We start from the raw sequence: 23,832 nt of genomic DNA, 5'->3' as shown, positions 1-23,832 counted from the left end.
TGGCGCCCGCAAAATGGTCTAGAGATTGTCTTCAATGGCAGTGCAGGACCGAATGAAAGTTTCATTGTTCTTTTGGGTTGGGCCGAACATTGATTTTCGTCGGCTGATCGATTCGTTGACGGACGACCAGATGCGCAGGGCGCGCTTCTACGTCGTCAACACGCTGGAACGCGGCGAATTCCTGGACATCGCCAAGGAACGATACCCGGATGTGGAGGTCACGAATTACACCAGTCTAGATTCCGTCAATGATCCGCCCATCTACGAAGAGACGCGTCGGCTGGCGGCGCAAATGGTGGACGTCTTCGCCAGAAAGATGACTGACCTCGTTGGAGATGACCGCTCAGTCTGGCGGCCGCATTTGCAAAGGGCGATCGCCATCAACGTCGGCGATCACCTATACTCGGCCTGTCGAGCCCTGACCTATTCCAACCAGTTCATCGATGACGCGGTGGAGGAGGTCTTTATTGCCGAACGATCGCCGCGCCGAGCGTGGGTGATCCGTGCGGGCTTTCTGGCGCGAGGCCTTTCGGCCACGATCGTGACCGGCCACCTTGAGGATCACAAGGTCGCCGAGACTGAAGAGACTGCGGCCATGGAGGCACTGGTGCGCGTGCCTCGACTGGCGGGGCGATATCCTTCCAGTCAGATTCAGGCCCATAAGGATCTTTGGATCGGCGAGCAGACGATCTTTATTTCAAGCAGACTGCGTGACGACATGTTCGTTTCGGCGGTCATGCCTGTCGTGCGCGAGCTCACGAAAGATTTTAATGTTTTCCTCTACGATCAGCAGATTTACGTCGATGATCCTTGGTGGAGCTTCGAGAGTTACGGCATCGACGACGCGGAATCCAAGATTTTCTGGGCATGGAGAAAGATTAATCGTGGCATAACAAAGTTCCGGCTTCCTCCGGATCACGTTTTGGTCCAGGCGTATCAGCATACGATGTCATACACTGAGGAATTGTTTAGCACGGATATGACGCCGCTGAAGTTGGCCTCTCGAGAAGCAGTTCTTGAGATGATGATGAACAGCTTCATTCTCACGTACATGTCAGCGTTCGAGATGAGCGCTTTTATAGAAGAAAACGGAGATCTTTTTGTTGGTGGTATCTTCTGCCCCGGACGCATTTTAGAATCACTGGTCGCCTGTGAAACGCTGAAGATGTTGGGGCGACCGACGTTCGACCTTCAGTCAGGCACCATAAGCCCGACCAAGAAATTCTTCGCACCTACTGCCGAAAATCTGATCGCGATCGACGAGTTCAGCGCCGAGGTATTGAACGGGTATCACGGCTATCCACCTGAGCAGACCTATGTGGTCGGCTCGCCGCGACTGGACCACCATCTCGCGCCGTTGAAGGCCAAGTCGGAAAAGCGGATGCGCAAGGAGATGGACTTGCCGGCGCACCGCAAGATTATCTCCTTCATGTCCCAGCCGATCGCACTGGCGATGCTTGAGCCCATCATTCGCACGCTGGTGCAAGCCGCCAAGGTGATGGGAGGGGACGCGCTGTGGCTGATCAAGCCCCACCCGCGTGAACATCAGGCCTTCTATGACCTGTACCAGAACGTTATCGACGAAATGGGTGTATTGAACGTTCGGATCGATCGGTCCTCGAGCACCTATCCCCTGCTCAAGGTTTCGGATGCCGTCGTAACCTATTGTAGCACCGCGGGGTTGGAGGCGTTTGCACTCGGCAAGCCGGTCTTCGCCATCAATCCGTTGACCGAGCCGCTGCCTTACGACCTCGTCAAGCTGGGTGTCGCCATCGAATGCCGGGATGCTGAGACCTTGGCCCGGGAGGTGGCCATAGGGCTAGTAGAGCCACGCAATAACGAGAAGTACTACCTTCAAGACGGCAGATCCGCTGAACGTGCGGCAGAGGTCGTGAGGCGAGCAATTGTCAACCCCAAGGTTCGGGGCAATGGCGGCGAACCGGAAAATATCGCATGGGTCCGCGCTCGGAATTTATATGACGACACCCTAGCTGCTACTCTGGATTATGAAGTCATCGAGTAGGTCTACGGCCGGCTCTTCCTTCCTCCTCGAAATCTGAGATCGAGAAAATGATCGGTTCTGAACGGTGCATCGCCGTTATCCCCGCGCGCGGGGGGTCCAAGAGCGTCAAGCTCAAAAACCTGCATGACCTAGGCGGCAAGCCCTTGCTGCAATGGCCGATCGAGGTAGCGCTCGCTACCCCGGAGATCGATCGCGTGATAGTGTCCACTGACCACGAGATGATCGCGGATCTGGCGGAGAAGCTCGGGGCGGAAGTATCCTGGCGCCCCGAAGAACTAGCGTCTGATACTGCTATCGTCGCCGATGTTCTGCGTCACCTGATCGGGGAGTTGCGCGCGCAGGGAGAGACGGCGCGTTACTTGACCTTGCTCGAGTGCACGGCCCCGTTCCGATTGCCGCGTGACGTGACCGAATGCCTCCGGCGTCTTCACGCTGAAGGACTGGATTCCATCGCAACCTTCATGGATGCGCATCTAAATCCGCACCGAGCTTGGCGCCTGGATGGCAACGGCGCGCCAACGCCGTTTATCGAAGGCGCTATTCCCTGGCTTCCACGGCAGGCTCTGCCGCGCGCCTATCAGTTGAACGGCGCGGTGTACGCCTTCGTGATTGATGCGCTGAAATCCCATACGCCCTCAATTCTGTTCGGACGGACCGGCGCCGTCATGATGGATCGTGAACGTTCCTTCGATATCGATGACGCACAGGACTTCGCCGTCGCTAATGCCCTGCTCGCTGCGGGCAAGGTGCCGTTGGGATGACGTTGCGGCTCGGTATCCTCGGTTTCTCTGAGGGCAATGGTCACCCCTTTTCGTTCGGTGCGATCGTCAACGGCTATGACGATGCAGCCTTCGCTCGCGTCGGCTGGGACGGCATTCACGCCTATCTGCGCGCGCGGAAGGCGGACGAGTTCGGCGTCGGCGACGTACGCGTCACCCGGTGCTGGATGCCGGATCTCAAGATGGCTCAAGCCTTGGCTCTGGCCTGTCAGATCGACGCGGTTTGCGAAACGCCCGAGGAAATGATCGGCGCCGTCGATGCTGTCATGATCCTGCGGGATGACGCCGACAGTCATTGGTTGCTTGCTGAGCCCTTCCTCAAGGCCGGGCTGCCGGTCTTCATCGACAAACCTCTGTGTGTTCGCCGGGATGAGCTTGACCTGTTTGAGCCCTATCTGCGGTCCGGACAGCTGATGTCCACTTCAGGGCTCAGATACGCTGGCGAAACGGACGGCTGGAGACAGGCGCCGGAACAGTTTGGTGAACTGCGGCTGATCCGGGCTTCCGTTCCTGTCGACTGGCCCCGGTATGGGGTTCACATGCTGGAGTGCGCCATGGGGGCTCTCGGTGTGCGGCCTGTTGCGGTGCAGCGACACGCGGTCGCACACGGCAGTGTCGCCGTTCGGTTGGAAGACCATAGTCTTTTGCTAATCGACGCCTTGGGTGCGACGCCGACACCCTTTTCCTTGCAGGTATTTGGAACAATCGGTAATGCCGAGGTGAAGATACGTGATAACTTTACGGCGTTCCGTCGGACGATCATCAACTTCGTAGATTTGGTACGAACGGGTAAGCCGATGATCGATCCCGAGGATACCTTGCTGGTAATCAGGACGCTGATCTCAGGGGTTGAGGCCGAGCCCGGGGGAGCAGAAGTTCTCGTGCGCCCTTAACCCGTATCTTTTTATCAATCGCAATGCCTGGGGGCGCGTTGTTCATGACCGAAGAAGAGAGCGCCGGACCATCCAGGCCGGCCGTTGACAAAAATGCCGAGGCTTCCGTAATCGACCTCGGCCGGGGCCCCTTGTCTTCCGAGACGCTGACCGCCCTGATCGCCCTACGCGAAACAGATCGCGAGGCTTATGATGCTCATGTCCTGACGTTGAAAAGCCGGAACCGCTGGCGGGACGTACTCCCGCTTCTGGCTTTGGACGCGCCCGATTCCCCGGACGTCATGGAAATCTTTGTGACTGCGCTTCAGAAGCTGGGCATTCCCGGAAATCTGGACGAACTGTCTCTGCTTCGCCTCTATAACTCAGGCCACATTCGACTACCGGCGAGCACGCAGGCCAGCCTAGGCGACAAGGTCGATCTGCAGGAGCAGTCCGTTCAACTCGCCGTTCTCAAGACCCTCTTTGCATTTGAAATGTCCCGGGGCACCTTCTTCCATCTTCCGACCAAGAACACGGCGACCTTCTTCTTGAGAGGTAAGACGGATGTTCTACGGGCTGTTCGCTCCGGCAAGCCGATGATCGATGCGGAGTCGCCTCGCTATCGCGAAGCGCGGACTCACATGGATATCGTCCTGCCGGATTCGATCTTCATCGACGGTCCGCCCAAGAGGGTTTGTGAGATCGGGGCCGCATGGGGCGGTTCTACGCTGTCGATTACGGATCGTTTCGCGCCGGAAGAGTTCTATAATTTTGAGATCGACCCCGATCTTGCGCGCCAGATGGAGATCGAACTCGGCCTCAAGTCTCTCCCGTGTGATGGCGAGACCCTGACCGGGGTCGCCGACGGGAGCATGGACCTGGTCTTCTCGAGCGGGGTTTTCTACTTTGTTCCGCCGATGAAGCTGGTCAGCTATTTTAACGAGATGATCCGCGTCTGCAGGCCCGGAGGCCTAGTCTATTTCAACCTGCTGACGGCCGAACTCCTGTCGCCGCGCCGGCTCGGCGTGATGATCAAGGATGCAGGATTGCGTCGCGTTTTCGCGCCCATTCCTCGTTCCTGGGTCGATGAAATGTTTGCTGATTTCGAGCGTCTGCCGATCCCGGAAGGTACGGCGTTCAATCCCGAGGGCGAGTTCATCTTCCGCAAGCCGAAAGCTTGATCCCACGCAGCGATCACCAGGCTGTCCACCCTCCGTCCACGGCGAGCACCTGGCCGGTGACATAAGCGGACAAATCTGATCCCAGAAACAGGGCCACACCTTTGAAATCCTCAGGCGTGGCCATGCGTGCCAAGGGAGTCTTGGCGACATAGCGTGACTGAAACCGTTCGTCTTGGCCGCGTTCCACGCCGCCAGGGCACAGAGCGTTGACCCGAATGCGTGGCCCAAGGCTGGTCGCCATCCAACGGGTCAGTTGCATCAGTCCGCCCTTCGAGGCGGCGTAGCCGGCCGGATTGCCTGAGGCCGTGCCCTCATAGAGCCCCCAGTCGGGCCCCACCAAACCATAGATCGAACCCACATTGATGACTGAGGCTGCTGCCGAGCGCTGCAGGCCCGGCAGCAATGCCTGCGTCAGGACGAATGGGGCCACGAGATTAATCTCGGTCGCCGCCCGGAAGAGGGCCGGCGACTGGGTCTCGAAGGGCGTCACCCAGCCGTCCGAGGCCGAAGTGCCGACAAAACCTGCATTGTGAACCAGCACATCGACGGTCGGATGTCGTTTGAGAATCTCTTGTGCCGATGCATGGATGCTGGTGTCGTCAGACAGGTCGCAGGACTGGACCGACAGGCGTCCGGCCCAGGCGCTATTGGCCAGTAGGTCGGCGGCGCCGTCCAATGCGCGGTCGAGCAACACAACCGCAGCGCCGCTTTCCAGATAGGCTTCGGCGATGGCGCGTCCGATATGGCCGGCGCCGCCCGTGACGACACAGACGCGGCCCGTCAAATCTCCGAGTTGCTGAACGGTCTTCATCGCCGGGCTGGGAGCGGATGTCATCGCGGGAGCCTCATGTCTTGCTGGTGGGGCGGTTGAGAGCGCATTCTCGGCGACCGTGGTCATGCGCGCCTTTAGGATGTCTTGGCGCTTTCTCACGCTTGCGGCCCAGTTGCTGACGTAGGCGGCACGGTCGAGCGTGGCCAAGGCCTGCGCCAGTTCGCCCTTGTCTTCGTGGATCTTGGCCTGGGCCAGAAGCACCTGAAGATTGTCCGGGTCCGCTTTGGCGGCCTTGTGCTCGATCTCGATGCGTTGGGGCGCGCCTTCGGCCAGGCCCTGGGCCAGAGCCATGAGGATGTTGGGATCGGTAGAATCGAGCGCGCTGAGAAGGCGATTGGCTTCCTCGTTTTCCCCCACCCGCCTCAGGGCGCCGGCAAGTCTGACGGCGTGGCTTGGGGTGGGGGAGAGATTGTGAAGCCGCCTCGTCGCCTCCGCGACTTCGGCTGGCCTCTTGGCCCGTGAAAGTTCTGCGATGTAGGCTTTCAGCACCTCGACGCTTTCAGGCAGTTCTTCAACCGCCTGCGCCAGAAGGGCCGTCGCGTCTTCCTTGCGCTTGAGGGCTTCACGTGCCGCCCAGTAGGTGGTGTTGTGGCTGTAGTCGTACAGCCGAAGCAGATGCTGCTCGAAGGTGAAGTCGCCTTCATGCCAGAAGGACCAGCGCCGGTCCTTGGCCCAGTCCAGTCCGAAGTGAGCCGCGATAGCCGGATGAATGGGGGCATCCAGATTCTGGATGCCGATTCCATCGGCCCGCGCCCGCGCCAGCTTCAGGGCGTAGTCGCGATCTTCCAGAGGCAGGCGCTCGACGATTTGCTCCAGCACATGGGCCATCAGCCTCCCACCGGGGTGGTTGGCGGTGCGCATCGTGGGCCCGCCAGTCTCCATCTGGTCCCACAGACGGAAATCCGACATGTCGTCGAGCTGTCGCGCCTTGGCGGCATTAATCGCTTGGAGGCGATCTAGGGGGTACTTTTTTAGAATGTCGACGGCGAAATAGCTCTCGAGCAACTGATCCTTGGAAACGCCATCTCCCACCAAGCGAAGTACCAGATCGTCGCATATCGTGTAGGGAAACAGCTTCGTCTTCGTCGCTGAATCCCCAGCGATACGCCGCTTCTGGAAGGGAATCTGCGGCCACAGATAATTCTGCAGCATCGCGGGGTAGCGGATCATGACCGCGTCAGGCGGAAGATCGTCCTTGGTGAGACGGAAATCGTCCCAGCCGTGCGTGACCTGCTGGATCACGGCCCGCACTCGTGGACGCAGCGCTTCGAAGGACTTGGTCGGCTGGTAGACTAGGACGACATCGTGGTCGCGGCTGATCTCAGGCACGGTCATCAGGAAGGCGCGTATGGCCCCGCTTTGGCAGTTTCCCAAGCACGCAATGATGGGACGCTCGCTGCCTTCCACGACGCCCGCGATCATGCCGACAACTGGGCCTGGACCAAGTCGGCCAATTCGCCCACGTTCAGGACAGTGAAAGCGTGCTCCATCGGCAGTTCGATGGCGAATACGTCTTCGACCCGCATCAGCACCATGGTGTGCGCTAGGGAATCCCAGCCGACGATGTCGTTCGCGTTTGTTGAGCGGCCGATTGTTTTTTCGGGGCAGCTGAAATGGTCGGTGATGACATCCGCCAAACGCTCCATAATGCTGTCGTTCATAGTCATGCGAAACCTCCTGACAGATAGCGTTCGCGGTTTCGCTTGCGGTCGACTTTCCCGCTGGTGGTCTTGATTATTCGACGATCGGAGAAAAGTCGAACGTCGGCGGGACGCAAACCCAGGCTGGTGTTCAGGGTCTGGATGATCATCTTTGATATGGCTTCGGACTCGCCTGAAATCTCGGCTGCGATGATGAGCCGCTCGCTGCCGGAATCGGGATGATAGACGCCTATGGCGGCGACCCGCCCCGGTGCTACGCCAGGCACGCCCGCGATCAGTTGCTCGATCTGGTGGGCATACAGATTGCGGCCGCCGACGATGATCCGGTCGTCGAGCCGGCCGCAGACGAAGAGTTCGGCGGAATCGATGAAGCCGATGTCCCCTGTCCGATACCAGCCGTCTTGCAGGGCCATGGCCGTTCGTTCAGCCGCCTGGAAATAGCCGTCGAACAGGAACTCGGCCGCGACTTCAATTTCTCCGTAGATTCTATCCTGGCCGCCAGCGTCGCGAATGCGAACCCGGCAGCCGGGGATGGTGCGACCGCAGCCGAGAATGGAGACGGCGGCTTCGCTGGGCGAGCACGGCACGACGGCTTCACCGATTTCGCCGAACCCGATCGCCGCGACATGCTGGATCGTAACGGGTGTTCCAGGAGGACTTTGCGTTACCGCGAAGACGGTTTCCGCCATGGCGTAGCAGCACGTCAGGCTACTCGCGGTCACGCCGTGATCGGCATAACGCGCCAGGAAGGCGGCAAAGGTTTCGGGCTTGCAAGGTTCGGAGCAGTTGACCCACGCCTTGACGCTGCCGAGCGCCCAGATGCGATCAGTGCGGCGAACGGCGCGTTCGAGGTGTCGAAAGGCGAAATTGGGCAGCCAGACATGGGTGGCGCGGCGTTGCTCGACGACCTCGAACAGGGACTGTGGGTGGGCTGTCCAATAAAACGGATCAATGAAGTCGACCTCTGCGCCGAAGGTCAGCGGCAGGAGCAGGCAGGCGATCAGGCCCATGTCGTGGTAGAGAGGCAGCCAGGAGGCTATGATGCTATCGGAGTCGAATTCGACGGCTTCCGCATAAGCCCGTAGCTGAACATCAATGGCGCGGTAGCTAAGCGGCACGCCCTTCTTCACACCGGTTGTGCCTGAGCTGTGTTGCAGAAGTGCGACAGCCGAGGCTGGAGGACGTGCCGGCAAGGGCGATGCAGCCAAACCATCGATTTCCTCGCTCGCTATAAGCGTCAGGCCAATGGTTGGGCATTCTAGGCGAATAGCATCCACGGCGATTTGGGGGGCAAGCACTGCGCCTTGGCCCAAGTGGGCGAACAGGGCTGCGTGACCGCTCCAGAAAGCCTGATCGTCGAAGCGCGCCGCAGGCAGCGGCATGAAGGAGGGAGCAAATCCGGCGCGCATCGCCGCAATGAAGCTGATTACCGCATCGGGATTATTCGCGCCGAAGATTAGAAGCGGCGCGCCCTCCAAGCCGAGGGTGGCGAGGCGCTGAGCTCGTTCGCCCGTTCTCGCCCACAGTTCGCTGTATGTTAGTTCAGCTCCTGTCTGGCTCCAGCGTAAGGCGACTTGAGCGGCTCGCTCACGCGCGTGACGTTCAACGTGTCCCAGAAACATTTAGGCGCGGGCCCAGCGAAACGGCCAAGCGATACATCTTTGACCGCACAGAGATTCTGAAAATGTAGCTTGCGCTTTGCGGGGCATCATAACTAGTGGTTTCGAGTTGGTCTGAGCAAAGAGCGGGTATGACGCGATTGTTGGCGGCAAGGAAGAAGATCGTCGCAATTGGTGATTTTCTGGCTCGTAATCCCACGTTACGCGCGGTTGGGCGGCGGACGCATCTGCTCTCCTTCATGGACGGGGGCATGCGCTTTGGCGCCGCCGCCGGCGCCGCAGCGCCATGGCGCGCGCTGGTTCTCGGCGCGCCGCGCGAGGAACACGACGCCATTGATCGCGCCTTCCCCGAGTTTAGGAAGCTCTTTGTCGCCAAGCGGGTCAAGACGGGTCGAATGTATGACGAGTTGGTCCGGCACCCGGGGACGGCAATCCTGGCTTGGGGCGTCGCGGCTGGGCCGCAACTCGCCAAACTTCAATCTCGAGGGATCAAAGACCATCCGGTGCTGTATGTGGATCGTGCGCCGATCGACCTCATCAATGAGGCGGAACATCTGAGCGGCTATGTGCTGGATTGGACGGGGTTGTATTGCAATTCACGTCGGGCAAGCGATCTCGAGACGATTTTGAACGGGTTTCCCTTCATTGATCACCCTGAGCTTCTGGCCGCCACGACGACCTTGATCCGCACCCGATTTCCCAAAAGCGCTCTGAGCGGGCCCGTCGTGGTTGTCTGCCAACATCGATCAGATCCGCCCGCTCTGTTCGCCGGTGCTACTCATCCCGACGTTAAGGCGTTGGTCGAGATGGCCAAGGACGAGAACCCTCGCAGTGAAATCGTGCTCGTCCAAGTGTGCCCCTTGGGCGGGGCACTGGTCAAACATCGCGAGGAACTGGAAAAACTCGGCACCGTGGCGCCGCCCGAAGCCGTGCCGGAACTTTTGACGCGCGCAAGCCGCGTCTACGTCGCCTCCGCCAATCTGGGCTTCCACGCCTTGTTGGGAGGCGTGCCCGTCACCACCCTGGGCGGGCCGTTCTACGCGGGCTGGGGGCTGACCGACGACAGGCGCCCCGTTCCGCGACGTCAGCGTTCCCTAAGCCTCAGCGCGCTGGCTGCCGGCGTTTTGGTGCTCTACGGAAGATTCCTTCGGTCGGGTTCTCTTGTTTCAGCTGTATCCGGGGTAGATGCGGAGCCGGCAAAGTGACGCCCCAAAAGCTTTCGATGCCGGAATGGCTCGCCTTCCTTCAGTCTCAGGCCGTCAGCGCCTCGACCTCTGGGATCGAGCTCACGCTGGCGGGCCATCGGGCTGTTCTGGATCATGCCCTTCGCATCAGCGGACGCACGGCTGAAGCGGATCGCCTTAGTGTGGCGGGGGCCTCTCTCGATCTGCCGGTGGTGGATATCTCTACTCTGTCTCAAGCGGGCGAAGCGTTGGCTGCGTTTCGAATGGAGCACGGACCCCGCCAAGACTTGTCCCTAGTGGCGATGCTGGCCGCCGAGATCGGCGAAGCCGCTATCTTGCTGGAAAATGAAGGTGATCCGGCTACCTCTCTCGCGGCGAACGCCGTGGTTGCTCGTGTGGAGCGCATGCTCGATATGGTCAATGTCCGTACCGAACTCCTGCTGGCTAAGGTCGAACCTTTCAGCAGCCGGTTCACGGATATGGACTCCGAGCGTGGGCGCTTCCTCGTATCGCTCGTGGAAGGGTGGCGTTCAGATCTCGATCAACTTCGGCGGCTGCGGGTTCCTGGATCGACTCTAACCAACTCCCGGTTGGAGGCGTTGCTTCTGTCACAGCCGACGGTCACGCGGTTGTTCGACCAGGGCGTGTTCAACGATGTAGGGCAGAGGGCCTTGTTGCGGCAGATCGAGCGGCTGGTTGAAGCCCATGATCGACCCGCATTCGGCGGAGGATCGACAGGCAAACCTATCCTCGGCAAACGTACCAGCGCGGGCCTTAACAACCCCGCTACGCAGATGCAGCTCGCCGTTAAGAAGTTGCGGCTGCTTTCGGCCGACGCCGACGCGATGACGATCACAGTCCAAACGGAAGGCTTGCTCAAGATCCTGACCGCGGCCGAGGCCCAGGCCGACAAGACCCTGTCCATCCTGTCGCCTATGTTGGAGCGGTACGAAAACCTGCAGTCCGAGAGAGCGGTCTTCTTCGCTGGCCTGCTGAGCGAGTGGAGCGAACAGGTTGATGCGCTTCGCGGCCGTCGCGCCGCCTTGGCTGCGCTGCCTTTTGGCGACGCCTATCTTGTCGAAGCAGAGGAAACGGAAACTCTGCTCGCGCAGATCAACCGAAACGGGCTGATCAGCGAAGAGGGGCAGGTGCTGCGACTTCGCCAGGCGACCCTATTACTGGAGCATCAGGATCAACCTGTCATCCTGGGGTCGCAATCCAAGAAGACGATAGAGTTCGACGCCATCGTCGATTTCTGGAGCCCTCAGGCTGCTGACAAGGCGCAGGGTGCTGGCCGTTACCTCAAGGACAGCGGCCATGATCGGCCGACCTTCCTCATGGACCCGCCTGGCCGCGGCAAGCGTCCGCCGGAAATCTATGATCCGGCTGGTCTGGCTCGAGACATGCGCTGGCTTATCCGTGCAGGACGGACGGCCGAAGCGAATGCGATGCTTGGGCCGACGTTACGTCGACTGCGTGTCGTTGATCGTGCCGATCTCGTCTGGATGGCTGCTGCGGCAGCGCTTCATGATACGCCGATCGCCACTGAACTCGCGCTCGAAGATCTCGTCGCGGCCAACAAGGTCGTAGGATCCGTGGATCGCCAGATCGACAAGCTCGGGCTCATCATCTCACGATGCGGCGATTCCAAGCTCGTCCCTTCTTTGATTGAGCGTGGCGCAGAACAGGGAGATCGGGCCTGCGCGGCGGCTCTGCTTCTGGCGATCAAGGGGCGCTCTAATAAGCGGATCACCTTGGCTGGCAGCACGGACAGTTACAAAGGCGGCGTCTTCTTCCGCCTCGCGCGTGCGCATGTTTCGGATTCAGCTCCGTCGAAGTCCGCAGACATCATGGTGACGGATGAATCGACAGGACGCTGGCTGGCGGCCCTGCCGGGCCTGGCCGACCACAGCTTGACCGAGTTGAGCTGGGGTCAAGCCAAGGCAAGTCGAGGTTCGGTCGTCTACAAGGCGGCGGCCCTGGCGGCCGCTTCGATCAAGGCTTCCGCAGATGTCTGTGGGATACCGCTCGCTCCCGCTTTGCAAGACGCCGCGCTCGCTCAGTCGTTACGCGAACATCTTCAGGCTTTCGATCAGGCGCTTCGTTCTGCGCCCGCGTCTCAGACGTCGCCGTTGATCGGCCTCGGAATCGACAGACTAGACGATGTTCTGGCACTGATGGTTTGTCAGCGAGCCACTCCTTCTTTCGTGGGGGTCGGGGCGTCTGCCGCGCGCGTGGCGCGCCTGCGCTTTGCGCTCGACGGCCAGGAACCGACCAAGACGACACTCGGGTTGCGTCGACAGGCGCATGTGACGGCCAGCTACGAGTATTTCATCGCTGGCCTGGGAAGCCGAACAAGAGACGAAGGCGATTCTCCCTGGACCAGCCATCTCGATTTCGATGGACGATGGGCGGCCCAGATGGCGCAGATCGCTGCGTGCGAAGCTGTGGCGCCTCTTACCCGCGGACCAAGAAGGGCCGCGCTGCGTTGGGCGCTCCAAAGCTTGGTGACCCGGGCCCTCATCGACAAACAGATGTCCTGGCTCAGGGGCTCTAGCACGGGCGAAGGCTTGCGATACGTCGCTTGAACCGCCCGCTTCCGGCTGCGCAGGATTCCGGCTGGCAGAGGGCGGAATCCTGCGCCGGCTGGCTCAGCCGGTAAGTTCGCTTGGCTCCAAATATTCGCAGGCCTTCTTCAGATCTGCAGGGCGGCCTACATCGATCCAGTAGCCATCGTATTCATAGGCGCAGACGCGGAACCCTGTCGCCTTCGCCCGGTCCATCAGTTGCGGCATGTCGATGCGCTCATTGGGGCGGATCAATGAAAACAAATGCGGGTTGATGACATAGGTGCCGGCGCTGACGCGATAGGAATAGGTCGGCTTTTCCTCCACGCTGCGAATCTCGCCGCAGGGTTCGGTTTCGATCACGCCGTAGGGCACTGCCACATGGTGAGGGACGGTCACGACCGTGAAGTCCGCGTCCATGCTGTCATGGGCCTCAAGGAGGGTTGGGAAGTCGATTTCCGTCAAGATATCCGCGTTGCATACCAGAACCGGAGCGTCGGTGACGGGGCCGATCAGCGACAGGCCGCCCGCTGTTCCCAGCGGCGCTGCTTCATGCGCGTAACGGATATGAACGCCCCAGTCAGAGCCATCGCCGCAATGGGCGTGGATCTTTTCAGGCAGGTAGTGGGTTGTGAGCACGTAGTTGTGCAGGCCGAAGCCGCGCATCCGATGGATGATTCGTTCCAGCATCGGTTGACCGGCGACGGGAATGAGCGGCTTGGGAACTTGTCGAGTGAGCTCGCCTAGTCGGCTGCCGAAACCTCCGGCCATCAACACAGTCGTATTGCGTCGCCGCGCTCGGGAGGTTTGCTGAGCCAGATTGTAAATCTCTGCCTGCATGAAAGGTCCAGTTCAGTGAACGTTACGCTTCAATGCGGACTTGAACTGCATGAGTATGTCCGCGCTTTGAGGGAGGAGGGGGGAATGTGGGTCGTTGTCCTTGCGGACTAGTTCGAGAGATTTCGAGCTAGGGAAGGCTGCATTATGCAGGAGCATTGCGAACATGCTGTGACTTCAATGAAACACTGACCCAAATTTGCCTCCCAGCCGAAAAGACTCCCGACCCGGCACCCCACCTCTGGCGATAACGCCTTAGTCACGCAAGAGTTCATTCACGCCGGTCTTGGCGCGGGTCTGGGCGTCGACGCGCTTGACGATGACGGCGCAATACAGGCTGGGGCCGCCGTTCGGGTCGGGCAGGGCGCCCGGCACCACGACCGAATAGGCCGGAACCTCGCCGCGGAAGATTTCTCCGGTCGCCCGGTCGACGATCTTGGTCGAGGCCGACAGATAGACGCCCATGGCCAGGACCGCGCCCTCGCGCACGATGACGCCCTCGGCCACCTCGGCGCGGGCGCCGATGAAGCAGCCGTCTTCGATGATGGTCGGATTGGCCTGCAGCGGCTCCAGCACGCCGCCGATGCCGGCGCCGCCCGACAGGTGGACGTTCTTGCCGATTTGGGCGCACGAACCGACCGTGGCCCAGGCGTCGACCATCGAGCCTTCATCGACATAGGCGCCGATGTTCACGAACGACGGCATCAGCACCACGTTCTTGCCGACATAGGCGCCGCGACGGACGACGGCGCCCGGCACCGAGCGGAAGCCGGCGGCCTGATAGTCGGCGGCGCTCCAGTCGCCGAACTTGTTGGGCACCTTGTCCCAGAAGGGGCCGACGGCGACCGGGTGATCGGCCGACAGCGGCAGGGTCGGAGCGTGGCCGGCGCGCATGATGACGTTGTCGTTCAGGCGGAAGGACAGCAGCACGGCCTTCTTCAGCCACTGGTGCGTGGTCCAGACGCCGTCCTCGCCGCGCGTGGCGACGCGGGCCTGGCCGGAGTCGAGCAGGGTCAGGGCGGTGTCGACGGCGTCGCGCACCTCGCCGCGCGTGGCGGCGGAAACCTCGGCGCGGGCTTCCCAGGCGGCTTCGATCACGGATTCCAGATGGGTCAGGTCGGTCATTGCGGATCTCCGTCCAGCATGGCGGTGGTCAGGAAGGGGCCGACGGTCGCGGCCCGATGGTGGATGTGCGCGCCTTCGGCCGTGAAGGCCTTGGGGCCGACCAGAACCGTGCTCATGCCAATGGCGTGCGCCGGCTCCAGGTTCTTGGGCGTGTCCTCGAAGAAGCAGGCGGTGGTCGGATCGACGCCGAAGCGGGTCAGCATCTTCTGGAAGGTGCGCGGGTCCGGCTTGGGGATCAGGTCGGCGTCTTCCAGGGCGAAGACCCCGTCAAAGAAGCGCGTCAGCTCCAGCTTCTCCATCACCCGCCGGGCGTGGCCGATCGAGCCGTTGGTGAAGATCAGGCGCGGGCCGCTCAGGCGCTCCAGCGCCGCGTGCAGGCCGGGATCGGGCGTCAGCACGTCCAGGGGCACGTCGTGGACCTCGGCCAGAAAGTCGTGCGGGTCGATCTGATAATGCATCATCAGACCGGCCAGCGAGGTGCCGTAGTCGTGCAGGTAGCCGCGCTGCACCGCCAGGGCTTCGGCCGATTCCAGACCGGAGGTGCGCACGACGTACTGATTGATGCGCTGCTCCACCTGACGCAGGAACTGCGTCTCGGGCGGATACAGGGTGTTGTCCAGGTCGAAGACCCAGGACCGGACATGACGCAGGTCCGCGCCGATCTCCGTCGAGGCGGAGTCCGGCCGGGCGGTTTCGGGCGCCGTCTTCGACGCCGAACCCGTCACTTCCTTTTGACCAGGGTGCCGGCGCCGTGCTCGGTGAACAGTTCGACCAGCATGGCGTGCGGCCGGCGCCCGTCCAGGATGACCACGGCCTCGACGCCCGCGCGGACGGCGGCCATGGCCGTCTCCAGCTTGGGGATCATGCCGCCAGTGGCGACGCCCGCGTCGATCAGGCCTTGCGCCTCGTCCAGCGTCATCTGGCGGATGATCTCGCCGTCGGCGCCCTTGACCCCCGGCACGTCGGTCAGCAGCAGCATCCGCTTGGCGTGCAGGGCGCCCGCGACGGCCCCGGCCACGGTGTCGGCGTTGACGTTATAGGTCTGGCCGTCCTCGGCCACGCCGATGGGGGCGATGACCGGCACCCAGTCCTCGGTCTCGGAGGCGATCAGCCCCTTGATCAGCTTGGGATCGACCTTGGTCGGTTCGCCGACGAAGCCCAGATCGACCTCATGCTCGATCATGCTATCGGGGTCGCGCTTGGTGCGGCGCGTCTTCTCGACCGTCAGCAGGCCCGCGTCCTTGCCCGACAGGCCGACGCCGCGCACGTCGGCTTCCTTGCCGGCGACGGTGATCCAGTGGGCGATCTCTTTGTTCACGGCGCCGGACAGGACCATCTCGGCCACCGTCATGGTGTCCCTGTCCGTCACGCGCAGGCCATCGACGAAGGCCGACTTCACCCCCGCCTTGTCCAGCATGGCGCTGATCTGCGGGCCGCCGCCGTGAACGACCACGGGGTTCACCCCCATCAGCTTCAGCAGCACGACGTCCGCGGCGAACTGCTTCGCTACGGCGCTCTCGCCCATGGCGTGGCCGCCGTATTTGATGACCACGGTCTCGCGGTCATAAACTTGGATATAGGGCAGGGCCTCGGCGAGCGTCTTCGCCGTCTCCCAGCCGCGTTCCTCGGATTGCCGATCAGTCTCTATCATCGTGCGCGCTCGATAGCGGCCAAGGGCGCGGGAGTCACGCCCGAAGGGCGGGCGATGCGATGAAGCATTTGCGTCCTGCGGCTGGTTTTTATCGATAACTGCGATATCCAGAAAGGATGCGCCTTTTTCCGGTGGTCATGTGCGGTGGTTCTGGGACGCGCCTCTGGCCGGCGTCACGACTTTCGCGGCCGAAGCAATTCATGCGCCTGGCAGGCAATCGATCGCCCTTCCAGGAGACCGTCACACGGGTGGCGCCTCTAGTGGCCGAGAACGGGCGGATCGTCGTCATCGGCGGCGCACTCCACCGCCAGACCATACTCGAACAGCTTTTGGAGATCGACGTCGATGCGGCGGTGCTGCTGGAGCCTGAAAGCCGGGACTCGGCTGCGGCGATGGCGGCGGCGGCGCATTGGACCTTGATGCAGGAGCCGGCGGCGGTGAACGTCTTCCTGGCCTCGGACCATCACGTGCCGGATCATGCCGCTTTCCGCGCGGCCGTGCTCAAGGCGGTGAAGGCTGCGGAGGCCGGACGGATCGTCACCCTCGGCGTACGGCCGACTGAACCCTCCGAAGCCTACGGCTACATCAAGCCCCTGACGGCCGGATTGTCTCCCGTCGAGGCGTTCATCGAAAAGCCAAGTCGCGACCTGGCCGAGCGCTACATCGACCAGGGATTCCTCTGGAACAGCGGCAATTTCATCGCACGCGCCGAAGTGCTTGCGGCAGAGCTGAAACGGTTCGCTCCGGGGGTCGAAGCGGCGGCCCGGACGGCGCTGCAGTCGGTGGTTGAGGGCGCGGACATCCTGCTTGGCGCGGCCTTCCGGGATGCGCCGAGAATCTCCATCGACTATGCGGTCATGGAACGGACGGATCTCGCCTCGGTGCTGGCGGTCGATTTCAAATGGTCCGACCTGGGGGCATGGGACGCGATCGCGGCCAGCGGCGAGGGAGAGATTGGCGGCCATATCTTCGAGGACGCCGAAGGCTGTATGGCGCGCGCGCCTGACGGCATGATCGTGGCGGCGCTGGGGGTCAGAAACCTGGCCATCGTCGCGGAGCGGGACGCGGTGCTCGTCTGTGACCTGAGCCGGACCCAGGAGGTGAAGAAGATCGTGGAGCGCATTCGGCTCTCCTCGCCGCGGCACATGGACTTTCATCATCCGCCGGAAGAGGACCTGCGTTACGGCTTTTCGCGCCTGCGTGGCTGGCTTCGCCTTCGGGCGCTGCCGCTCTGGGCGACGGTGGGGCGCACTGAGGACGGCGCCTTCTGTGAACTGATCAGCCTCGAGGGGCGGCGGATTCCGGCGCTGCTGAATCCGCAGGTGCAGGCCCGTCAGGCGGCGGCCTTCGCCTTGGCGGGGCGGTTGGGCTGGGAAGGGCCGTGGCGCGCTCTCGTCACGGGATCGCTGGATCGCCTGGAGGGCGGGGCGGCGGCGTTGTCCGCCTGGGCGGGTGCGGCGAAGGCGGGGCTGGAGCCTTCGATCATGCAGGAACGGGCGGCGGCCCTGCGGGATGATCTGATCCGAGACGCGACTCTGTCCGACCGCGTCAGGGGGCGGCTGGACATGTTGAAGGCTTGTCTCGACTGGTCGGAAGCGACGACCGACCCGGCATGGCCTGAAGCGGTGCGGCTTCTGGCGGCCTCGGTCGAGGCCGCGCTCGACTGCGGGAGGGGCGCCGGGGCGTCGTCCCCCGGCATGATGCTGGAAGCGGCGGGCCTTCTCGCCCGTTCGGGCGGTGATACCGTCAGATCGACTCTGATTCGCGGCCTCTACTCCAGAGGCGTCTCCGAAAAAGACGCCTTGGGCCTCGTTATTCTGGACGGAGCCGTCGAGGGCGGTCCGGGCCGGCCCCCGCGCGCCCGTTTCGAGGCGCAGATCGCGAGATTGAAGGCTGCGACGGCGCTGGCGGAAGCGGACGAGCCGCGATCGCGCAAGTTCTTCGCGGATGAAGCGGCGGCGGCTTTGCGAGCCGTCTGGCTTTATCTGACGCCTGAAGGCCTGTGGCGCGACAACCGACTAGAAGGCGGCGAGTTTATCGATGACTCTGCAAATGCTCTGGCCTTATATAATCTGCTAGGCGCCTTTGAGCATTTGGCAGGATCGGGAATTCTTAATTCCGAAGTCGAGATGAGGGCTATGCTTCGGTGAGCTCTTAACAAAATCTTACCTTGTGTAGCCTCAGGGCCACGGTGGTGTTGCAACAGGACGCAATAGCTTAGTTTCCTGCTCGACCGGATAAGGCAGCGCTGTTATGCAGGCGATAGGCGATGCTCCGCGTCGTCCATTTGAAACAGATCTCGGAGGGCCGCATCACTATGCGTGTCAAGAGTTTGATCCTGGCGTCGAGCGCGGCGGCCGCCCTGGCCCTGTCCGCCGGCGCTGCATCGGCGGAGCCCGATGGCTGGTACGGCGCGATCGACGCCGGCTACCACATCATCGACGACATCAACACCGAAGCGTCGGCGACCGGCCAACACTGGAACTGGGAAGTCAACGACGGCTGGGCGGCGTTTGCTCGCCTGGGCTACCGCTTCAACCCGAACTGGCGCGTTGAACTCGAGGGCGGCTACCGCTCGGGCGACATCGGTCGCGTACGCGCTCCTGGGAACGTGAGCGGCCTTTGCAATGCGACCCCGGCTGCCGGCCCGTGCCACTCGCCGGAAGGCGACATCACGGCGACGACCCTGATGGCCAACGTCCTTTACGACTTCGGTTCGCCGGACTGGACCATTCGTCCGTTCGTCGGCCTGGGCGTGGGCGTGAACCGCGTCAACACCGACACGACCGGCTTCGTGCGCGGCAACCGCGGCGTCGCCTTCGCCGCCGATGACAGCTCGACCAAGTTCGCCGCTCAGGCGATCGCCGGTCTGGCCTGGGCCGTGTCGGACCGCGCCAACATCGACCTGACGTACCGTTACCTGACGGGCGACATGGAATTCGACGCCGTGACGTCGGGTTCGGGCGCCAATCCGGTCGGGACCCTGTCGGGCGACTACGACCAGTCGCACACCGTGACGCTGGGCCTGCGCTATGCGTTCGGCGCCGAGCCGGTGGCCCCGCCGCCGCCGCCCCCGCCGCCGCCGCCTCCCCCGCCGCCTCCCCCGCCGCCCCCGCCGCCGCCGCCGCCGCCTCCGGCCAAGCCGGCTGCGCGTCAGTTCGTGGTCTACTTCGACTTCGACCGTTCGGACCTGACGGCGGAAGCCCGCTCGGTGGTGACGCAAGCCGCCAACTACGCCAAGTCGGGCGCTCCGACGCGCGTGCTGGTGGTCGGCCACACCGACACCTCGGGCAACGCGGCCTACAACATGGGCCTGTCGAACCGCCGTGCGCGCACCGTGGCTGACGCCCTGGTCGCTCAAGGCGTCAACGGCGGCGTGATCTCGCTGGACGGCAAGGGCGAGACCCAGCTGGCCAAGCCGACCGCCGACGGCGTGCGTGAGCCGCTGAACCGTCGCGCCACCGTCGACATCAACTTCTAAGCCCTGAGGGGGCCGGTCTCGATCGGCCCCCGAAGGCTTCCAGGTTGAAAGACATCAAGGACGGTCGATCCATCGGGTCGGCCGTCCTTTTTCTTTGGCTTTCTTCGACCTGCGTCGGCGGGACGCTGGCGAAGCGCCTCGACCGGGGCTATTGCGGCAGAGACGGTTGATGAGAGGAGCCACCCATGCGCGTCGCCATGATCGGAACCGGCTATGTCGGCCTGGTGTCGGGCGCCTGTTTCGCCGACTTCGGCCACACGGTGACCTGCGTCGACAAGGACGCCTCCAAGATCGAGCGTCTGCACCAGAACATCATGCCCATCTACGAGCCGGGGTTGGATGATCTGGTCGCCAGCAACGTCCGCGACGGGCGGCTGGCCTTCGCCGTCGACGGAGCTGAGGCGATTCGGACGGCGGACGCCGTCTTCATCGCCGTGGGCACGCCTTCGCGGCGCGGCGACGGTCATGCGGACCTGTCCTACGTCTATGCCGCGGCCGAAGAGATCGCCGACCTGATGGACGGCTTCACCGTCGTGGTGACCAAGTCGACCGTCCCCGTCGGCACCGGCGACGAGATCGAGCGCATCATTCGCCAGCGCCGTCCCGACGCGGACTTCGCCGTCGTCTCCAACCCGGAGTTCCTGCGCGAAGGCGCCGCCATCGGCGACTTCAAGCGCCCTGACAGGGTGGTGGTCGGAACGAACGACGAGCGCGCCCGCGCCGTCATGGCCGAGCTTTACCGGCCGCTGAACCTCAATGAGACGCCGATCATGTTCACCGGCCGGCGCACGTCCGAGTTGATCAAATATGCGGCCAACGCCTTCCTGGCCATGAAGATCACCTTCATCAACGAGGTCGCAGACCTGTGCGAGGCGGTCGGCGCCGACGTGCAACAAGTCGCGCGCGGCATCGGCCTGGACAACCGCATCGGCTCCAAATTCCTCCACGCGGGGCCGGGTTACGGCGGCTCCTGCTTCCCGAAGGACACCCTGGCCCTGGTGCGCACGGCGACCGACGCCGGTTCGCCGCTGAAGCTGATCGAGACCACGGTGGCCATCAACGACGCGCGCAAGAAGGCCATGGCCGACCGCGTCGCCGAGGCCCTGGGCGGCGAGCTGAAGGGCAAGACGGTCGCCCTGCTGGGCCTGACGTTCAAGCCGAACACCGACGACATGCGCGACGCCCCCTCTCTGGACGTGGCCCCGGCCCTGATCGCGCGCGGCGCGCGGGTTCAGGCCTTTGACCCGGAGGGCATGGAGGAGGCGGCCAAACTTCTGGACGGCGTGGTCTTCACGGACGGTCCCTATGACGCCCTGGCGGGCGCGGACGCCGCCGTCATCATGACCGAATGGAACCAGTTCCGCGCCCTGGACCTGGACCGGATCAAGCTGCTGTTGAAACAGCCGGTCATGGTCGACCTGCGCAACGTCTACCGTCCGGAGGACATGCGGGCGCGCGGTTTCCGCTACTTCTCCATCGGCCGTCCCCTCGACGCGGCCTAGCTAGAGAAGCAGGCGGCCGATCGCGATGACCGCAGCGGCGACCACGACGGCCGTCGCCGCCGCGATGCCGATCAGCCTTATCGTCCTGCCCAGCTCGTCGCCGTCCATCGGAATCTCCTGCCGGGACAGCAAGCCGACAGTGAACCGGCCAAGGCAAGGGGATAGAGGTCAAGCTAGGCCGTTTCTTTCGTCCCGGCCGCCGGACTGGCGGCCAGACATGAAAAAGGGGCGGCGCCGAACGGGCCGCCCCTTCCTGTTTCAGGCTGTTTCGGCCGATCAGCCCGTGAAGGGACGGATCAGGATCTCGACGCGACGGTTCTGAGCCTTGCCCTCGACCGTGTCGTTGGAGGCGATGGGGTTGCGGGCGCTCATGCCGGCCACATAGATGCGTTCGCGCATCACGCCCCGGTCGATCAGATAGGAGGCGACCGAGGAGGCGCGGCGTTCGGACAGCGGCTGGTTGATGGCGTCGCCGCCCGAGGAGTCGGTGTGGCCGACCACATCGACCATGGACCGGTCGTATTCGTTCAGCACGCGGGCCACGTCGTCGAGAACCGGCAGGAAGCGGGCGTCCAGCGACGACTGGTTGGTGGCGAAGGTCACGTCGGAGGGCATGCGCAGCACCAGGTTGTCGCCCTGACGGGCCACGCCGACGCCGGTGCCCGACAGTTCGGCTTCCAGGGCGCGCTGCTGACGGTCCATGTACTGACCGACGCCGGCGCCGGCCAGGGCGCCGATGCCCGCGCCGATCAGGGCGTTCTTGCGGCCCTGTTCGCCGCTCGAGGTGTTGGTCAGATAGCCGAGCAGGGCGCCGCCCACGGCCCCGGCGATGGCGCCGGTTCCCGTGTTGTTGCGGCGCGGGGCGGAGCTGTAGGGATCGGTCGTGGTGCAGGCGGCGGCGCCCAGCAGGGCGGCGATGCTGACGCCGACGACGGCGAGCTTGGCGCTCATGGTGAATTCCTTTCGATGGTCGCGATCTTCGCGAAAAACGCGAAGCATATGGTGAAGGTTCCAACCTGTATGCGGGGTGAACGAAGGTCCGGCGTTGACCCGAAGGCTCCATCTTCCCATCTATCCTTCAGGCCGGATCTTCTGCCGATGTCGGGGAGGATCGGACGGCCGAGGTCGCTTCGTTAGAGGGCCCCATGACTACGCGCACCCTGCTGTTCGACAGCCCCTTCCTGTTGGGCTTTGATCATACCCGAGCCCTGATCGACCGGGCCGCCAAGGCGGCGGCCGAATCCTACCCGCCCTATAATGTGGAGCAGCTCGGCGACGCCGCCGTGCGCATCACCCTGGCTGTGGCGGGGTTCACGCCGGAGGAACTGTCCGTCACCGTCGAGGGACGGCAACTGACCATCACCGGCAAACGAGAGGACGCCGGGCGCGACCCTCAGGCCTTCCTGCATCGCGGCATCGCGGCGCGGGGCTTTGTCCGCAGCTTCGTCCTGGCCGATGGACTGGAGATCGCGGGCGCCCGGCTGGAGCACGGTCTGCTGCACGTGGACCTGATCCGCCCGGAGCAGGAACGCAGCGTGCGGCGCATTCCCATCACGACGGGCTGAGCCCAGCCGTCGAACCGCCTGGCTCTGCAGGCGTTCAGTCAAGCGTAAGGAGGCGGTCTTATGACGCCCACCATGAAGATGCCCAATACGAAGATCCCCGACTTCGCCGATTTCGGCGCCCCGGATCTGGTCTATGTGCGCGCGATCCGCGCCTCCGACGTTCTGGCCGACGCTCGCGTCGAGACCGCGTCCGATCTGGAGATCGATCCCGATCAGATTCTCTACGCCGTGCACGGCGCTGACGGCGAACGTCTGGCGGTCATGCTGGATCGCGAAACCGCCTTCGCCGCCGCCGTCGCTCATGACCTGGAGCCGATGTCGGTTCACTAGGCTCGGTTCGGATGGAATCGAGCCGAACTCCGATATTCGCTCCGGGCGGCGGACGTTCGCCCTTCCTGGAAAGGGAAGACCGCTCAGGCGGCGGTCTTCGACACGTCCTTGACGAACAGGGCGCGGATGGCGTCGACCGTCCTCGCCTGACGCAGTTGTTCGCGCAGTTCCGGCGAGCGCAGGGCGCGCGACACGGCCGCCAGGGCGCGCAGGTGTTCGGCCCCGGCCTCCAGCGGCGCGAACAGGGCGAACAGCAGGTCGACCGGACGATCGTCCAGCGACTCATAGGCCACCGGCGTGTCCAGCCGCACGAAAACGGCGCAGACGCGGTCCAGTCCCTGGATGCGGGCGTGCGGCACGGCGACGCCAGAGCCCAGGCCCGTCGAACCCAGGGCCTCGCGCTCCTGCAGCGCCTCGAACGCTTTGTCGGCGTCCATGTCGAAGGCGGCGCCGAAGGCTTCGGCCACGGCGTGAAGGGCCTGACGTTTGGATGACGCGCCGCCCCGCAGGACGATCCCGTCCGACGACAGCAAATCAGCGATGTCCATGCTTACCCCGAAAATCGAACCCGACATTGGCGGAAGGGCGAGTGCTCTTTAGCCTCTTCGCCCTTCCTGAGGAAG

20 protein-coding genes are annotated in these 23,832 nt (G+C 63.2%); 11 read left to right on the top strand and 9 right to left on the bottom strand.

Annotated elements, in window-relative coordinates; genetic code table 11:
• The first annotated feature begins 52 nt into the window (after positions 1 to 52).
• The 4 genes from V8J38_RS15285 to V8J38_RS15270 are packed head-to-tail and all read left to right on the top strand — an operon-like array spanning position 53 to position 4,855.
• A complete protein-coding gene (locus V8J38_RS15285; RefSeq protein ID WP_338576909.1) occupies positions 53 to 2,023 on the top strand; it encodes a hypothetical protein in 1,971 nt (656 codons plus the stop codon).
• A 47-nt stretch (positions 2,024 to 2,070) separates the two neighbouring features.
• The gene (locus V8J38_RS15280; protein ID WP_291783264.1) at positions 2,071 to 2,784 is read left to right on the top strand and encodes a cytidylyltransferase domain-containing protein; all 714 of its coding nucleotides are present in this window, start codon (positions 2,071 to 2,073) and stop codon (positions 2,782 to 2,784) included.
• On the top strand, positions 2,781 to 3,695 hold the full coding sequence (locus V8J38_RS15275) for a Gfo/Idh/MocA family oxidoreductase (RefSeq protein WP_291783261.1): 915 nt from the start codon (positions 2,781 to 2,783) through the stop codon (positions 3,693 to 3,695). Before V8J38_RS15280 ends, V8J38_RS15275 begins: the two co-directional genes overlap by 4 nt.
• 44 nt (positions 3,696 to 3,739) lie before the next feature.
• Positions 3,740 to 4,855 (top strand): class I SAM-dependent methyltransferase, encoded by a 1,116-nt coding sequence (locus tag V8J38_RS15270; protein ID WP_338576904.1) that lies wholly within the window; start codon positions 3,740 to 3,742, stop codon positions 4,853 to 4,855.
• A gap of 13 nt (positions 4,856 to 4,868) precedes the next feature.
• Here V8J38_RS15270 and V8J38_RS15265 read toward each other — a convergent pair whose 3' ends face one another.
• Genes V8J38_RS15265 through V8J38_RS15255 form a run of 3 tightly spaced genes read right to left on the bottom strand, consistent with a single transcriptional unit; the run spans position 4,869 to position 8,970 of the window.
• Entirely contained in the window at positions 4,869 to 7,109 is a 2,241-nt protein-coding gene (locus V8J38_RS15265; protein WP_291783255.1) for an SDR family oxidoreductase, read from the bottom strand.
• Complete coding sequence (locus V8J38_RS15260) at positions 7,106 to 7,354, bottom strand: acyl carrier protein (RefSeq protein WP_291783252.1); 249 nt, start codon at positions 7,352 to 7,354, stop codon at positions 7,106 to 7,108. The genes V8J38_RS15265 and V8J38_RS15260 overlap by 4 nt, the downstream gene beginning before the upstream one ends.
• A complete protein-coding gene (locus tag V8J38_RS15255) occupies positions 7,351 to 8,970 on the bottom strand; it encodes an AMP-binding protein (RefSeq protein WP_291783248.1) in 1,620 nt (539 codons plus the stop codon). Before V8J38_RS15255 ends, V8J38_RS15260 begins: the two co-directional genes overlap by 4 nt.
• A 128-nt stretch (positions 8,971 to 9,098) precedes the next feature.
• Between V8J38_RS15255 and V8J38_RS15250 the strand changes: the two genes are divergently transcribed.
• Entirely contained in the window at positions 9,099 to 10,172 is a 1,074-nt protein-coding gene (locus V8J38_RS15250) for a hypothetical protein (protein ID WP_338576899.1), read from the top strand.
• Positions 10,169 to 12,739: a hypothetical protein gene (locus tag V8J38_RS15245; RefSeq protein WP_338576896.1), complete on the top strand. Its 2,571-nt coding sequence runs from the start codon at positions 10,169 to 10,171 to the stop codon at positions 12,737 to 12,739. Before V8J38_RS15250 ends, V8J38_RS15245 begins: the two co-directional genes overlap by 4 nt.
• A 63-nt stretch (positions 12,740 to 12,802) precedes the next feature.
• On the opposite strand, the gene V8J38_RS15240 is transcribed toward V8J38_RS15245, so the two are convergent.
• The 4 genes from V8J38_RS15240 to argB form a co-directional block, all read right to left on the bottom strand.
• Positions 12,803 to 13,558, bottom strand: coding sequence for a nucleotidyltransferase family protein (locus tag V8J38_RS15240; protein ID WP_291783238.1), 756 nt, complete (start codon positions 13,556 to 13,558; stop codon positions 12,803 to 12,805).
• A 252-nt stretch (positions 13,559 to 13,810) separates the two neighbouring features.
• Positions 13,811 to 14,680, bottom strand: coding sequence for a 2,3,4,5-tetrahydropyridine-2,6-dicarboxylate N-succinyltransferase (gene dapD, locus V8J38_RS15235; RefSeq protein WP_338576891.1), 870 nt, complete (start codon positions 14,678 to 14,680; stop codon positions 13,811 to 13,813).
• Complete coding sequence (locus V8J38_RS15230) at positions 14,677 to 15,405, bottom strand: pyrimidine 5'-nucleotidase (RefSeq protein ID WP_338576889.1); 729 nt, start codon at positions 15,403 to 15,405, stop codon at positions 14,677 to 14,679. The genes dapD and V8J38_RS15230 overlap by 4 nt, the downstream gene beginning before the upstream one ends.
• Positions 15,402 to 16,331, bottom strand: a complete 930-nt coding sequence (gene argB / locus V8J38_RS15225) for an acetylglutamate kinase (RefSeq protein WP_291783229.1) — start codon at positions 16,329 to 16,331, stop codon at positions 15,402 to 15,404. Before argB ends, V8J38_RS15230 begins: the two co-directional genes overlap by 4 nt.
• Positions 16,332 to 16,447: 116 nt before the next feature.
• Here argB and V8J38_RS15220 point away from each other — a divergent pair, with 116 nt between their 5' ends.
• The 3 genes from V8J38_RS15220 to V8J38_RS15210 all read left to right on the top strand — a co-directional run bounded on the left by V8J38_RS15220 (position 16,448) and on the right by V8J38_RS15210 (position 21,314).
• The gene (locus V8J38_RS15220) at positions 16,448 to 18,481 is read left to right on the top strand and encodes a mannose-1-phosphate guanylyltransferase (RefSeq protein ID WP_338576886.1); all 2,034 of its coding nucleotides are present in this window, start codon (positions 16,448 to 16,450) and stop codon (positions 18,479 to 18,481) included.
• Positions 18,482 to 18,648: 167 nt separating this feature from the next.
• Positions 18,649 to 19,812 (top strand): OmpA family protein, encoded by a 1,164-nt coding sequence (locus V8J38_RS15215; RefSeq protein WP_338576884.1) that lies wholly within the window; start codon positions 18,649 to 18,651, stop codon positions 19,810 to 19,812.
• 185 nt (positions 19,813 to 19,997) lie between these two features.
• Complete coding sequence (locus V8J38_RS15210) at positions 19,998 to 21,314, top strand: UDP-glucose dehydrogenase family protein (RefSeq protein ID WP_291777114.1); 1,317 nt, start codon at positions 19,998 to 20,000, stop codon at positions 21,312 to 21,314.
• 276 nt (positions 21,315 to 21,590) lie between these two features.
• Here V8J38_RS15210 and V8J38_RS15205 read toward each other — a convergent pair whose 3' ends face one another.
• Positions 21,591 to 22,265 (bottom strand): OmpA family protein, encoded by a 675-nt coding sequence (locus tag V8J38_RS15205; RefSeq protein ID WP_291777117.1) that lies wholly within the window; start codon positions 22,263 to 22,265, stop codon positions 21,591 to 21,593.
• A gap of 194 nt (positions 22,266 to 22,459) precedes the next feature.
• On the opposite strand from V8J38_RS15205, the gene V8J38_RS15200 reads away from it, so the two are divergent.
• On the top strand, positions 22,460 to 22,879 hold the full coding sequence (locus V8J38_RS15200; RefSeq protein WP_313415869.1) for an Hsp20 family protein: 420 nt from the start codon (positions 22,460 to 22,462) through the stop codon (positions 22,877 to 22,879).
• A 60-nt stretch (positions 22,880 to 22,939) separates the two neighbouring features.
• Entirely contained in the window at positions 22,940 to 23,209 is a 270-nt protein-coding gene (locus V8J38_RS15195; RefSeq protein ID WP_312218280.1) for a DUF1150 family protein, read from the top strand.
• A gap of 83 nt (positions 23,210 to 23,292) precedes the next feature.
• Here V8J38_RS15195 and V8J38_RS15190 read toward each other — a convergent pair whose 3' ends face one another.
• Positions 23,293 to 23,757, bottom strand: a complete 465-nt coding sequence (locus tag V8J38_RS15190; protein ID WP_291777126.1) for a PTS sugar transporter subunit IIA — start codon at positions 23,755 to 23,757, stop codon at positions 23,293 to 23,295.
• Positions 23,758 to 23,832: the final 75 nt, after the last annotated feature.

This window comes from Brevundimonas olei (assembly GCF_037055245.1).
Lineage (GTDB): Bacteria > Pseudomonadota > Alphaproteobacteria > Caulobacterales > Caulobacteraceae > Brevundimonas > Brevundimonas olei.
The sequence above is the reverse complement of the archived record's forward strand: the minus strand, read 5'-3'. Positions and strand labels throughout refer to the sequence as shown.